This window comes from Arthrobacter sp. MP_M4 (assembly GCF_035984855.1).
Taxonomy (GTDB): Bacteria; Actinomycetota; Actinomycetes; order Actinomycetales; family Micrococcaceae; genus Arthrobacter.
Window position 1 is genome coordinate 176,584 of the sequence record NZ_JAXCHX010000002.1, and the last position, 14,407, is coordinate 190,990.

The following is a 14,407-nucleotide window of genomic DNA, read 5'->3' on the forward strand; positions in this document are numbered from 1 at the left end:
ACGGTAGCGGTTGTGGACCAATAAGACGCGCAAATGGTTCCGTTCGTTAGGCGGGCTGAATTAGCTCGCATGCTACCGGATCCGATCGGTTCTTGCTAGAGAAGGATGTCGACGTGATCCGTGGTGAATTCGGATTTCCGATTGCTTTGCTGCTCGCCGTTTCATTAGTACTAAGCGGCTGCAGCGGGGCCAATTCGACGAGTCCGCCGGAAGCCTCTGCAGCAACCACTCCGGTGGTGACCAATGCAGGACCACAGGCCACCGAGGCCGGCAGTACTCCGGCAGCACCCTGCACAGTTACAGTGGAACCCGGAGCAGATCTGGATGCTGCGGTGAATGATCAACCGGAGGGGGCTGTGATCTGCCTGGCCCCTGGGCTCTTTAGAGTGGCCCGGACCGTAAGGCCCAAAGCCTCGCAGACCCTCCGAGGCAGTGAGAACACAGTGCTGAGCGGAGACATCCCGGTAGAGCGCTGGAAACCGGACGGGGCGATGTGGTCCGCCCGAGGCTATCTCCCGCCGGATTATGAGAAGACCGGACAGTGTGAGGACACCGAAGCCAATCCGTGCCAGGTCGCCGAGGACCTCTTTTTGGATGGAAAACCGGTACGGCGCGTCATGAAGAAAAGCGCCGTCGACGCCACGACCTTTTATGCGGACTACGCTGCCGATGTCATTTACCTCGGCCAAAATCCGGCGGACCGGGCTGTGACGCTGGCCCGCACCAGAACGGCAGTCACCTCCAGTGCGCCCGGAGTGGTCATTGAGCACCTGACCATTCGGGGATTTGCCAATCTGCCCCAGCAGGGTGCGTTAGTGATCGCAGGCAAGGATTGGACCGTCCGCGATTCCACCATCACGTCAAATCACGGGGTGGGGATCATGATCGCGCAAGCAGACAATGCGCGTATCACGGGCAACGATATTAGAGAAAACGGGCAGTTGGGTTTAGGTCAATACCGCTCTCATAATGGCCGCATTGACAACAACAGGATTCGCAGCAACAACACTGCAGAATTTTGGCGTGCCGATTGGGAAGCGGGAGGTATTAAGGTCACCAGATCGTCCTCAACCATCAGCAACAATGACGTTTCCGACAACCTTGGCGTCGGCATCTGGATTGACCTGGCAGGTGACCGCGTGGCCATTACTGACAACACCATAGGGGGAAACGCGGCTTGTGGCGTCCGTTACGAGATCAGCCGCAACGGGCGCATTGCCGGCAACACCGTCACCGGCAACGGACTCGCCCTCAAACGTGGCGCTGGTACCGGCCTGCTCACCGGGGCGGGCATCACCGTGAACACCAGCAGTGCTGTAACCGTCGAGCACAATGACGTCGCAGGGAATCTCAACGGAATCGGGATCCAAGCCCGCCCGAGGGGTGACGGTCCGTGGGGTGAATACGTCCTAGAAAACGTGATGGTCGCGGACAATCTCGTTGACCTGCGGGGCCCGGACACCGCGACTACCGGCTATGTTGAGTCCGGATCGCCAACGCTTCCACCGGACTCCGGCAGCGTCAAATTTCAGAACAATCGTTACGTCCTTCCGGACACCGCAGCACCCAAATTCAGTTTCAAGGGTGATTCCCTGACTTTTGAAGGTTGGCAGGGGGCCGGCAATGACACCGTGGGGGCGGTCAACCCGGCTTGATGGAACACCCCGTGCCGCGACCGCTCTAATACAGTAGTCAGAGGGTGATGTCAACGACCGTTGGGTGCTGTTGTGCAACGATTTTGCGCTAGAGTGTCCAACCGTACTGCCGTTCGTGTGCTTGAGGCGCGGTTTTCGCTGGGGGAGTCGCGCCCGAGCCCGAAGTTCGGACTCGCCAACAGGAAGAAAACTTCTTATGAAGGTCCCCCCTCCTATGTTCATGTTTAACCACAAATCTCCTCGTCCCCGACCCAAACTCCGCGCTCTTGCCGTGGCATCGGTTGCAGCTGTGTTCAGCCTCGGATTTATTGCCCCGTCCACCGCGGCCACCCCCGTCGTGGACGCCACAGTCGCCGCCGGCGCCTCGATTCAGGCGGTTATTAACGGCGCGCCGGAAGGCGCCCGCATCGGGCTGTCGGCTGGCACATACCGGCTTAGCAGCCCCATCAGTCCCAAACGAGGTCAGAAACTGCTCGCACTCGGCGGCGCAGGGACCGCTGTCATCAAGGGCTCGAATGTTGTGACCGGATGGCTTAAAGATGGCTCTAATGCCCGCTGGTACAAGAACGGGCTGCTGCCGGCAGCCTATTCGGACCCGGGCCAGTGCGAAGTGAACAGCGGCACGGCTGCCAATCCGTGCCAGAAGCGGGAGCAGGTGTACCGGAACGGTGTTGCGTTGACCCGTGCAATGCAACTCTCCGACCTCCGCGCGAACGGCTTCTACCAGGACTACCAGAGCAATCGAACCTGGCTGGGCAGCGATCCCGCCAATACGACCACCGAGATTGCACGGACACCTCACGCCATCAACTCCGGGGCCTACGGGGTCACCTTGAGTGGCCTGACATTCACCAACTTTGCCACCCCGTCCCAAAAAGGGGCCGTAATGGCCGGCGGCGCCAACTGGGTCATCGAAAGCTGCATCTTCAAGCGGAACCACGGTATCGGGCTGCAACTCTCCAACGCGGACAGGGCTGTCGTCCGGAACAACACTATGATTGAAAATGGCCAGCTTGGTATGGCACATTACTCCTCCGACAACACCGTAGTGGAAAACAATGAAATTGCCCGGAACAATACCGGCGGTTACTGGGGGGCCGACTGGGAAGCCGGAGGATTCAAGAGCACCTATTCCAACGGTGTGATGCTTCGCGGCAACAACGTCCACGACAATCGGGGTACAGGTGTTTGGTTTGATATCAGCAATATCAATGTCAACATTCTCGGGAATTCCATCAACACCAATTACGCAGATGGAATCCGTTATGAGATCAGTTACAAGGCGCTCATCAGCGACAACAGACTGACTGGCAACGGATACGGGTTGGCGACCGGCGGAGGACGTGGAATGGACTACTCGCTCTACGCCGTAGCCGCCATCAACGTCAACTCCTCACCCGATGTTGAGATCCGGCAGAACGTCCTCGGAAAAAACCAGAACGGCATCACCGCACAGATGCGAAGCCGGGGCAGCGGTACCTATGGCGCCTACGACCTGCACAACCTTTACGTCCACCACAACGACGTAACCCTCGCCACGGGAAGCCGGACAGGCGAAGGCGTTCAGGGACTGGGCACCTTGTCTCCGATCTCGCCCACAACGTACTACACCGCCAAGAACAACCGCTTCGACTACAACACCTACCGGATGGACTCCACAAGCGCCAAGCGCTTCTCGTGGAACAAGCTGTACATCACGTTCGCCTCCCTCCAGGCCGCCGGCCAGGAGCGCAACGGGCGGGTGGTTCCAGTCGCCTAACTGGCTGCTGGCCTCTGCGGCGGGAGCGCTATCGCACCCGCCGCAGAAGCCGTGGCGGGGGTGGGTAATCCTGCATATCTTGCATCTTGCGTGCCGAGAAACGCTCGCAAGTGTGACCTGCGTCATCTATCATGACAGCACAGATCGTGTGGAGCCCTTAGGACCGGGGTCCGGACATTTGCCGTTCATCATCGTTCGAGACTTCGGGGGACCTTGTGGTTAAACGCGCGCTCATTACCGGTATTACGGGCCAGGATGGTTCGTATTTGGCCGAACTCCTCCTCATGAAGGGCTACGAGGTCCACGGCCTTATTCGGAGGGCGTCCACCTTTAACACGGTACGGATAGAGCACCTGTACGTTGATCCGCACGAGCCGGATGCGAGGCTCTTCCTCCACTACGGCGATCTGAGTGACGGAGCCCGGCTTGTCACGCTGATCGCGAAAATCAAACCCGACGAGGTATACAACCTGGCAGCCCAATCGCACGTCCGGGTCTCTTTTGACGAACCGGAACACACGGCTGACACCACCGGCGTCGGCTCCGTGCGCATGCTCGAAGCTGTGCGCCTGGCGGGAATTGAAACCCGCTATTACCAGGCATCCTCGTCGGAGATGTTCGGCGCTACGCCGCCGCCACAAAGCGAGGACACACCGTTCTACCCGCGCTCCCCGTACGGAGCTGCAAAGGTCTACAGCTACTGGATGACCAGGAATTATCGGGAAGCCTACGGTATGTACGCCGTCAACGGCGTGCTGTTTAACCACGAGTCACCCCGACGCGGTGAAACCTTCGTTACGCGCAAAATTACCAGGGCCGTGGCAGCCATCAGCGCCGGACTTCAAGACACTCTTTACATGGGCAATCTCGACGCGGTCCGAGACTGGGGATACGCAGCCGAATACGTCGAAGGCATGTGGAGAATGCTGCAGGCCGAGGAACCTGACGACTTCGTCCTCGCGACGGGTGCCGCCTACACGGTTCGTGATTTCCTGGAGATTTCCTTTACCCACGCCGGCCTCAACTGGGAAGACCACGTCGAGTTCGACGAGCGCTATCTCCGTCCTACGGAAGTGGACGCGCTCGTGGGCGATGCGTCCAAGGCACGGGAGAAGCTCGGGTGGAAGGCCACAGTGGAGACTCCTGAGCTGGCCCGCCTGATGGTGGATGCCGACATGGAGGCTTTGAAGCATCCCGGCGGTTGGATCGACACGGTGGACCTGGGCAGCTGGGGCAGCAGGGATGCCTGAAGCTCCCTCTTTTATCCCCGGCCCCCTTGACCGCGGTGCATCCTTCTACATCGCCGGCCACCGCGGCCTGGCCGGATCAGCGCTGTGGCGCACTCTGACAAGGAAAGGGTTCACGAACCTGGTCGGCCGCACGTCGCATGAACTGGACTTGAAAGACCGACACGCGACGTTCGAGTTCTTTCGTCAAGCGAAGCCGCGGTATGTGGTCCTGGCGGCCGCCAAAGTCGGCGGGATTATGGCCAACAACGACTATCCCGCAGATTTTCTCAGTGAGAACCTCCAAATCCAGGTCAATGTGCTCGATGCAGCCCAGCAGGCAGGAGTTGAACGGCTCCTGTTCCTCGGGTCGTCCTGTATCTACCCCAAGCTGGCAGCTCAGCCGATCAAGGAGGAATACCTCCTCACGGGGCATCTCGAACCGACCAACGACGCCTATGCCATCGCGAAAATCGCCGGTATTCTTCAGGTCCAAGCGGTCCGGCGCCAGCATCAACGGGCCTGGATCTCGGCCATGCCGACTAACTTGTACGGCCCGGGAGACAATTTCTCGCCCCAAGGCTCGCACGTGCTCCCGGCGCTGATCCGCCGCTACACGGAGGCCGTGGCCGCCGGCTTGGATTCGGTGACAAACTGGGGCACCGGTTCGCCGCGCCGAGAGTTCTTGCATGTCGATGACATGGCTGAGGCGTGCCTGCACTTGATGGAACATTACGACGGCCCCGAGCAGGTCAATGTCGGCACAGGGACCGATGTCAGCATCGCCGAAGTTGCCAGGCTGGTGGCGGATGCTGTCGGTTTCGCCGGATCGACCGACTGGGACGCGTCCAAACCCGACGGGACACCGCAGAAGCTGCTCGACGTCTCCAAACTTGCGGACGCGGGCTGGAAGTACCGCATTCCCTTAGAGAAGGGCATCGCGGAGACAGTGGAGTGGTACCGGCTGCAGGAGTCGGTCCGGCAATAGCGTCAAGAAACATCTGGTAAATGGAAAAGCCCGCAGCCGGCGGCGGTCCGCTTCAGGCTTTTCCTGCCTCCGCAGTTTCGTAAGGGGTGTTTCCTAGGCTTTGTCGGCTGCGCCGTAACTGCGCATTTCGCGGTACCAGCGGGGCAACGCCAGCAGGAGGAAGCACGCGTTGACTCCAAAGAAGACCGCATAGACCACCGAAAATACCGGCGGGATAAACCACAGGAGAAATGCCAGGCACAGCACCCCATATTCGGTGGGCAGCACGGCCAGGGAGTAAAGAACTGATGAGCTGCCCTCGCCGGCCAGACGGGTAGCGGTGGAACCGCGGTGCGCCCGCCGCATCTGGTCGGTCAGGATGATCGCGAAAAACAGCACGACGGCAAGGAGCTGGTACAGCAAGGGAACGGCCAGCCATGCGCTGCTTTCGGCGTATCCCTGGTACCACGCCACGAGCACAGCCAGGTGGAGGGACGCCATCTTGACCGCGTCGACGACGTGGTCCAGCCACTCACCTGCAAAGCTTCCGCCGCCGCGCAGCCTGGCCAGCTGCCCGTCCGCCGAGTCCAGGGCGTAGCCAAGAACGAGCAGGAGGGCGATCACTACACTGACGACCGGCGTTGCCGGAGCAAACGCAATCAGCCCAATACCGGCGAAGCTGCAGAGGGCGCTGACCGCTGTTACTCCGTTGGGCGTCATATGCAACCGGTAAGCCAGCGCGGCAAAATGCCGGCCCGCAGGACGGTTTAAGTACCGTGCGTAGGCGGACGCGCCCTTGGACGTTTTTTGCTTTGACCGGAGGGCTTGAACCAGTTGGTGATGGGAGGACGAGGGGGCCAGCGGCGGCTCGGTCTGCTCTACCTGCACGGCGACACCTCGGTTGCGGCCAGTTTCCGAAGCCTGCACGCTGACTTTTTCCATTGCATGCAGTCATCGTAGCGGCACTGGCCTGCGGGAACGACTAATTTCCCGGGCCTTTATTCCTCCCGCGCGTCAGCGCAGCTATGGCTGTCCAACCCGGGTGACGTCCCTCGTGGTGCCGCTTCCGGACAGCGTCCCAGCGGCGATCAGGCAGTTACGTCCTTGCCTCCAAAGTGGCAACCGGTGGGCACTATGGAGGCAACGTTCAGCTGCATTCGGGTAACTACGCAGGCCCGGCAAGTAGGGACCACACTTCCTGGGTATGGGGACCGCGTAGCCTGACCGTGCCCCATCCCATGGCCGGGTGACGTGGCAAGTACCCTCGATCCCGGTTCCTTCGCAGCCTGCCCGCGAATTCGAGTACGGACTACCGGTGCGCGGGTGGCGTCCGGTTCGCTAAATTGTAGTCAGCACCAGAAACCACCGGACAAAGAATCCTGACAAAGAATCCTGACGAGGGATCCCGACCAAGGATCCCCAAGGAACTTCGAACGGTGGAGCCATGTCAGCGACAGCGGCCCGGTACCCGATGAAGCTACCGGGGCCACCAGCGCGTGGACAATGGTCGGCCCTGGTGCAGCTAACAATAGATCCCTTCCGAAACGGTCTCCCTGAATGGTTCCCGCCGTGTGCGTGAACCCCCTAGACGGAGCCGACGGCGTCGGAACCTTCTGAGACCGAGGTTCCTCCCCCCAGCCGCCGTCGGCTCCCCAAGCTTCCAGTGGCCCCAGTCCTGGCTCGGCCGCCCGATAACCGGGCGGCCGTGCCAGCACTGTGATGGCCCGCAGCCGAGTCTGCATGGACTGCGTTCCCGCGTTGGGCACCCCGTCGCGGCTTGGCAGCCCGCACTACTTGGTTTGAAGCGTGCGGCGGCCGGCGCCTACTGAGTACAACCACGTAGCCGGGAGGCTGCCGCTACACGGGTATTCGAGTAGCTCTTACGCATCCGGTAAATTACCGGCATCAATATGTTGGACCTATCGGTAGTCAAACTTGATTGCGAAGGTCTCTCACATGTTTCAGCAAGAATCCGCCGTGCCTGCGGGCAGCGGCAGAACAGATACGATTTCAGCCGTCCAACGCCAGGGGAGGCGGCTCGAGAAGCAGTACACGCGCCACCAGACCGTCGGGGAAGTGGTTACGGCGCTGACGTCCGGATTAGGCTGCGGGGCCGTGATCGTCGGGGAACACGGGGCAGGAAAGTCCTTTATTGCCCAACGGGCGCTTGAGCAGCTCGGCGAGGACTACCTGGTGGTCCATGTCCGGGGCAGCTCGATTTCCTCCAAGCTGCCGTACGGTGCCCTCAGTGTCCTGCTCAATGAGCTCGACGCCTCCCACCTTGAGCATCCGCTGATGGTGCTCCGTGGCTTGACCCAGTTGCTTGCCACCCGGGCACAGGGCAGGAGCGTTGTGCTGTTCGTCGACAATGCCCACGACCTCGATGAACTGTCCACGATGATGGTTGCCCAGCTCTGCGCCGGGGGACACGTCCTACTGCTGGCGGCCTGCGTTGACCTGCCCAACCTGGGCACCGACATTATGGGGCTCTGGAAGGACGATCTCCTGCGCAGGGTGGACCTGGCGCCCTTCGATTTCAGCGAAACAGCTGACAGCCTCGCCCGGGAGTACGGTGGCCATTTCTCGCACACAGCGGCTCGGGCGCTATGGAATGCAAGCGGCGGCAACGCGCTTTTCCTGCATTCCCTGGCGCGGGAACAGATCAAAGTCGGCACCATCGTCCGCCGCGGGGATTCCTGGGTACTGGGTGATAAGCCGGTGGCATTGGCCGGTGAGATCCGGGATGTGCTTAAAGCCCGTCTGAACCGGCTTACCCCCGGCCAGCGCGATGTTTTTGAACTCTTGTCGCTCGCCGGCGCTTTGCCTCTGCAAACCGTGATGAGCGTGTCCAAAGCGCTGGATATCGACACACTGCAGGAACGGGCGCTGATTGCCGTCAGCCATGACCACCCGCCCATGGTGAGCATCGCCAACCCGGTCACAGCAGGAATTGTCGCCAGTGTGGTGCCGCCTGGCCGTAGCGCGGAACTGCGCCGCCGTTTGGGGGTGGTGCTCCAGGACCAGGACCTCGACGAATTTACGGGTTCCACCGCGGTCGCGTGGGCACTGGACTGCGGAGAACAAGTGGAACCCGGCCTGGCCCTCGCGGCGGCCCGTCTGGCGAACAAGGTATCCGACCCGCAGTCCGCGCTGAGGTTTGCCCGGGAAATTGCGGGCAAGGAGAAGCTGGCCGACGTGGCAGTGGAATCCGCCAGGGCGCTGGTGTCCCTGGGCAATGCTGAAGCGGCCCGGCGGGTCCTGGCAGATGCTGAATTGCGGATCGGTGACGGATTGGCGCTGGAAGAGTGGGCGTCGCTCCAGCTGCTGTGGGCCGAGTTGGACCGGCGCAGCCCGGCCACGACGGCGAGCGCTCTGGCCAGGCTGCAGGAGGTCGAACGGCGGCTCAAGGACGCGGGTGCTGAGGGCACCCCGGTCGCCGGGCGGGTGCGCCTGGCCTACGCCGAACTGGCCGCCTTCGAGGGCCGGTTCGCTGATGTCCTGCTGCTTCTCCAGAGCTTGGACTCCACTGACCTGGGCAGCGAAACGAAGCTTGTGGCCGCGAGCCTGCTGAGCGAGGCCAAAGCGGTCACCGGGGACGTTCTGGGCGCTGTTGGGCTGGGCAGGCAGGTGATCCTCGCCGCTGGCGGCCTCGACTTGTCCGATGGCACGATCCGGCAAGTCCGCGGACGGTTCCTGTTACTCCTGCTGATGGCCGCTAAGTTTCGGGAAGCCGCGGATTTCCTGGCCGCCACCTCCGAATCCCGCGACGAGCAGGCCCGGTTGGGCGGAATGTTTGAGATCGGGCAGGGAATCGTGGACCTCCACCGCGGCCAGCTCACGCGGGCGCTTCAGCGTCTGCAGTCCGGAGTCTGGCAGCTGCGCGTGCAGGATCCGGACGCAGTGGCCGGACTCGCCGCCGCCGCTTGCGCCTTTGCTTTCGCACTTCAGGGCGATGAGGACAACGCCGGCGCCATGTTGTTGGACGCTGAAAAGCCGTTGCCCCGGGCATCATGGCTGGTGAACCGTGTTACCCGGTACTTCGAGCTCTCCGCCAAGGCGGAAATCGGCCAGAAGACCGAGGCCCTGCGGGCCATGAAGCTGGAAGCAGACCTGGATATGGACGCCTCAGCTCTTACTACCGGCTTGCAGTTCCTCTCGGCCGTGGCCCGGCTGGGAGATCGGCAGGCGAGCCAGAAACTCAACGACCTCGCCGGCCAGGTCACCGGGCACTTCGCCGGCCTGTGCGTGCGGCTTGCCGACGGGCTGAAGGAGTCCGACAGCGAGGAGCTGTTGGCAACATCCAAGGACGCCGACGCGGCCGGCAACGCCATCTTCGCCCGGGATGTGACCAGGAAAGCGGTTACGTGCGCCAATGACGCGGGCAACCGCATCTCCCTCAGGCTGGCCCAGCGCACCCAGCAATCCCTGGAAGACCGGTTCGGCAACCCCCGGAACGGTGTGCTCTCGCTGCTGAGCTCGACGTTGACAGCCCGGGAATCCGAGGTTGCCGTGCGGGCGGCCGCGGGTACATCCAACCGTAAAATCGCGGACGAGATGCACGTTTCTGTCCGGACAGTTGAGGGACACCTCTATCAGGTCTACGCAAAGCTCCATGTCGCAAGCAGGGCGGAACTCAAAGATGTCATCACCGGACCCGTGGAACACGCCCGCATCGGCTGAAGGACCCGGACCCCGATCCATGGACCCCCGCTCCATCGCCGCCCGACCCGGTTGGGCCCCCCGATCCGTCCGACGGTCCGGTGCGGGCCGGGCGGGCCGGGATCCGCTGCGGACCGGCGGGAGGGGCAGCGGGTGGAAAGCCTGACTGAATCTGCCACGCTGGTGGGCCGGTCCGGCGTCGTCAAAGACATTGTTAAGTGCCTGCGCGACGGCGTGCTGTCCGGTGCCCTCATTGTCGGCAACCCGGGCACAGGGAAGACGGCCGTGTTGAGGGCCGTGATCCGCGAACTCCATCCGCAGACAGCCGTGATTCGCCTCTCGGCAACGCCGGCGCTGTCGGCAGTACCATTCGGCGCGTTGGCGCCCTATCTGGACCGGCTGCCCGCCCCTGATCTGGATTCGTTCTCCGCCGTCGTCACGGCCGTGACGGACAACATCAAGGCCGAGACCAGCAAGCCGCTCTTTGTGATCGACGACGCCCAATGCCTGGACCGCGGGACAACAGAGCTCATCGCGCAAGCAGTCGCCACCGGCGCTGCCATCATCCTGGCCACCTGCCGGCCAGGGTTGCTGATCCCCGAGGAATTCCTGGCCCTTTGGGACGACGGAATCCTGGCCAAATTTGATCTGGAGCCGCTCACCCGGCCCGAGGTGCACCAGCTATGCGAGCAAGTGCTCCGCGCCGATGTCTCGCCGTGGGCCAGTGCGGTGTTGGCGGATGCCTCCGCCGGGAACCCGTTGATGTTGCTGTCCTTAGTGGAGCACGCCCGCAGCACGGGGGCCCTCGGACTGCGCCGGGGCATCTGGTTCCTGCTCTCGCCCCCGGTCCTGGCCGATATCCCGGTTGCCGACCTGATCGGTCACGAGTTGCGGTCCATGTCAGCGGAGGAACGGACAGCGGCTGCGATAGTTGCGCTGGCAGGACCGCTTCCGCTCGGCCAGCTCCTGGGCTTCGGCGGCCCGAAGGCTGTCGACGCTTTGGAACGGGCCGGGATCATTACCGTATCGAGGGGCGCCGCCAGGACGGTCCAGCCCGCGAGCCCGCTTATTGGTGCGATCATCCGCCGCTGGGTTCCTGCCGGCCGCAGCGCCAGCTTGCGGGCCAGCTTTGTGGCACTGCCTCCGGGGGCACCAGTTCCGCCGGAAGCATTCCTCAACCGGGTGCTGTGGGCTTTGGATTGCGGTGCGGCGGTGCCAGCGGACAGTCTCCTCGAAGCGGCCTGCCTTGCCAATGTCGGGCTCGACGCGCAGACGGCGATGAGGGCCGCACATGCGGTGTCCGATGCTGCCAAGCTCCCGCTGGCCTGCCTGCAGCTTGCCTACGGGCACTATTTGGACGGTGACCGCCAGCAGTCCTCGGCCGTCCTGCAGCTTGCGGATCCCGTTCCGACCGGGGAATCCGGCTACCTGGCCGCCTTGTTGTCCGCCCGGCTCCAGGGGCCTGCCTGGCTGGACCTGGCGGCCGTCGCCACGGTGGAGGGCGTCGGGGACCGTCCGCCGGCCCTCGAACCGGAGGACCGTGAAACTGGTCTGCACCGGCTGATCGTGGCGGCGGGCGGGCGGCCGGGTTTGAAGATTCCGGCGGAGTCACTGCTGGCTGAATTGCTCTGTGCCAAGGGCAGGGTGGCAGAAGGCCTGGGGCTGGCCCGCGAAGCCTGGCACGGGGCGCGCAGTGCAAGCCGCGCGTTGCCGCTGGTTTACGAAGACCTCCTGGTGCGCTACAGCCTGAGCCTGATCTGGGCAGGGGAGTGGGAGGCCCTCGGTTCGGCGCTGGATGGGTACGAGGCCGCTTACCCCTCGAGGCTGCTGCTCAGCGGCGGCATCCTGCATCTCATGCGCGGCCTCGCCCGCGTCCGCCAAGGGCGGATGCCGGAGGGCATCGCCGAGTTGGTTTTGGGGGTCGAAGAACTCACCATCGCTGATCCCTGGGACCTGTTGCCCTTTGCCCATTCAGTCGCGGCGTACGCCAACTTCGTCGTGGGCCACACGGGCGAGGCCGAGGACCACGCGGACGCGTTCCGGCTGTCCCGGTACCGCGGGCAGGGGGCGCTGCCGCTGCTCGCCGACGCTTATTCCACCGCGGCCAGCGAGGCTCCGGGCGGGGCAGGCGGCGTGAACGGGATCCTGGCAGGCCTGGCCGGAGAGGCCGGCCGGCAGGGCTTGCGGGGGATTGAGACGGACATCAGACGGCTGGCGGTGCGCCGCGGGGACACTGCGGCGGCGGACGGACTCGCCCGCAGCAGCCTGGCCGTGGAAGGCCGGGAGGCCGGGATGCTGCACGACTACGCGCTCGCGGTGCTGCAGGGGGACGACGCCGAACTTGTCCGGATCAGTGACAAGGCACTGCGCGCCGGTTTCGTGTTGCTGGCCCTCGAAGCCGCCCAGCAGGCCGAACGATGCCTGGCCGAGACCACAGACAAGCGCAAGCTGCTGGCCGTCCAGCGCAAGATCCAAAACCGGATGACAGCTGCCGGGATGGCCGCCCACATCGACCTCGTCCGTCCCGAGCAGGACGCGGAACTCACCGCCCGGGAAACCGAAATCCTGGACCTGGTGTCCGGCGGAGCGACCAACGCCGAGATCGCCAGCCGGCTCTGTGTATCCCAGCGCACCGTGGAGGGACACCTTTACCGTGTCTTCGCCAAACTCGGCGTCAGCCGGCGGATCGACCTCATTGACACGGGCGGCGATTCGCGCCGGCCCTGAAGCCCGCCTCCCCAGATGGTCCCGCCCGGAGAGGGGTGCCGTTCCGTGGGAAGATGGACACCAGTCCACCAGATCCGATCCGAGGAGGCCAGCGTGGTTTTTGTGCCCACGTCCGAGTCCCAGGCGCTGCCCGCGCCTGCACTGACCGACGATGAGGTGTTGCGGATCCGCAATGACTTCCCCATTCTCTCCAGGGCCATGGGCGGTGAACCCTTGATCTATCTGGATTCCGGGGCAACGTCGCAAAATCCGCTGAGCGTCATCGAGGCCGAGCAGGAATTCTATGAGCAGCGCAACGCCGCCGTGCACCGCGGCGCCCACCTCCTGGCCGTCGAGGCCACGGACTCCTTCGAGGATGCCCGCGAAACACTCGCTGCCTTCCTGGGCGCAGCGGCCGATGAGATCATCTGGACCTCGAACGCCACCGAGGGCCTGAACCTGCTCAGTTACGCGTTCCTGAATTCCTCCCTGCCTGGCGCCGCTGCGCCGGCAGCACGGTTCGCGCTGGGCGCCGGCGACGAGATTGTGGTCACGGAGATGGAACACCACGCCAACCTCATTCCGTGGCAGCAGCTTGCTGAGCGGACCGGCGCCACGCTCCGGTTCATCCCCGTCGACGACGCCGGAGCACTTGACCTCGATGCTGCTGAAGGCATCATCGGCCCGGCCACCAGGATCCTCGCCTTCAGCCACGCCTCCAACGTTTTGGGCACCATCAACCCGGTCAAGACCCTGGTGGCGATGGCTGGCAAGGCCGGCGCCCTGACAGTGCTCGACGCCTGCCAGTCCGCGCCGCATCTGCCGCTGGACGTGAAGGACCTCGGTGTCGACTTCGCGGTCCTCTCCGGACACAAAATGCTCGGGCCCACCGGAATCGGCGTGCTGTACGGCCGGTCGGAGTTGCTGAACGCGTTGCCGCCGTTCCTCACCGGCGGATCGATGATCACCACTGTAACGATGGAGCGTGCCGCATTCCTGCCGGCGCCGCAGCGCTTCGAAGCCGGAACCCAGAAAGTGTCCCAGGCCATCGCGCTCGCCGCGGCGGCCAACTACCTCACGGAAACAGGAATGGGCCGCATCCACGCCTGGGAGTCCCTGCTGGGCCAACGCCTCGTCGAGGGGCTCACCTCCATTCCCGGCGTCCGGGTCCTCGGGCCCGCTCCGGGAGAGGAACGGATCGGCCTCGCCTCGTTCGACGTCGCCGGAGTGCACGCGCACGACGTCGGGCAGTTCCTGGACAGCAAAGGCATCGCCGTCCGGGTGGGCCACCACTGCGCGCAGCCCCTGCACCGCCGCCTGGGACTGACGGCCAGCACCCGGGCGAGCACCTACTTGTACAACACGACGTCGGACGTGGACGCGTTCCTCGCGGCAGTCGCCGGGGTCCGCACCTACTTCCGAGCCTAAGGAAACT

At 63.6% G+C, this 14,407-nt stretch carries 8 protein-coding genes; 7 read left to right on the plus strand and 1 reads right to left on the minus strand.

The features are described 5' to 3' along the window. Positions 1-92: 92 nt before the first annotated feature. The 4 genes from RCH15_RS03275 (at position 93) to RCH15_RS03290 (ending at position 5,628) form a co-directional block, all read left to right on the plus strand. Positions 93-1,655 carry a right-handed parallel beta-helix repeat-containing protein gene (locus tag RCH15_RS03275; protein WP_326958000.1) on the plus strand — a complete coding sequence of 521 codons (1,563 nt, stop codon included), beginning with the start codon at positions 93-95 and terminating at the stop codon, positions 1,653-1,655. 337 nt (positions 1,656-1,992) lie between these two features. Beyond that, complete coding sequence (locus tag RCH15_RS03280; RefSeq protein ID WP_326958002.1) at positions 1,993-3,414, plus strand: right-handed parallel beta-helix repeat-containing protein; 1,422 nt, start codon at positions 1,993-1,995, stop codon at positions 3,412-3,414. 215 nt (positions 3,415-3,629) lie between these two features. After that, entirely contained in the window at positions 3,630-4,664 is a 1,035-nt protein-coding gene (gmd, locus tag RCH15_RS03285) for a GDP-mannose 4,6-dehydratase (RefSeq protein ID WP_326958004.1), read from the plus strand. Continuing rightward, complete coding sequence (locus tag RCH15_RS03290) at positions 4,657-5,628, plus strand: GDP-L-fucose synthase family protein (RefSeq protein ID WP_326958006.1); 972 nt, start codon at positions 4,657-4,659, stop codon at positions 5,626-5,628. Before gmd ends, RCH15_RS03290 begins: the two co-directional genes overlap by 8 nt. A 93-nt stretch (positions 5,629-5,721) precedes the next feature. Here RCH15_RS03290 and RCH15_RS03295 read toward each other — a convergent pair whose 3' ends face one another. After that, the gene (locus tag RCH15_RS03295) at positions 5,722-6,495 is read right to left on the minus strand and encodes a CDP-alcohol phosphatidyltransferase family protein (RefSeq protein WP_326958008.1); all 774 of its coding nucleotides are present in this window, start codon (positions 6,493-6,495) and stop codon (positions 5,722-5,724) included. A gap of 1,068 nt (positions 6,496-7,563) precedes the next feature. Between RCH15_RS03295 and RCH15_RS03300 the strand changes: the two genes are divergently transcribed. From RCH15_RS03300 to RCH15_RS03310, 3 genes are all read left to right on the plus strand, one after another. Next, positions 7,564-10,287, plus strand: a complete 2,724-nt coding sequence (locus tag RCH15_RS03300; RefSeq protein ID WP_326958010.1) for a LuxR C-terminal-related transcriptional regulator — start codon at positions 7,564-7,566, stop codon at positions 10,285-10,287. 132 nt (positions 10,288-10,419) lie between these two features. Then, positions 10,420-12,993, plus strand: a complete 2,574-nt coding sequence (locus RCH15_RS03305) for a helix-turn-helix transcriptional regulator (protein ID WP_326958011.1) — start codon at positions 10,420-10,422, stop codon at positions 12,991-12,993. A 102-nt stretch (positions 12,994-13,095) separates the two neighbouring features. Continuing rightward, positions 13,096-14,400, plus strand: a complete 1,305-nt coding sequence (locus RCH15_RS03310; protein ID WP_442784500.1) for a SufS family cysteine desulfurase — start codon at positions 13,096-13,098, stop codon at positions 14,398-14,400. Positions 14,401-14,407: the final 7 nt, after the last annotated feature.

Coding starts and splice junctions, on each gene's coding strand:
- RCH15_RS03290 (WP_326958006.1), top strand. CDS start 4,657: ATGCCTGAAGCTCCCTCTTTTATCCCCGGCCCCCTTGACCGCGGTGCA.
- RCH15_RS03300 (WP_326958010.1), top strand. CDS start 7,564: ATGTTTCAGCAAGAATCCGCCGTGCCTGCGGGCAGCGGCAGAACAGAT.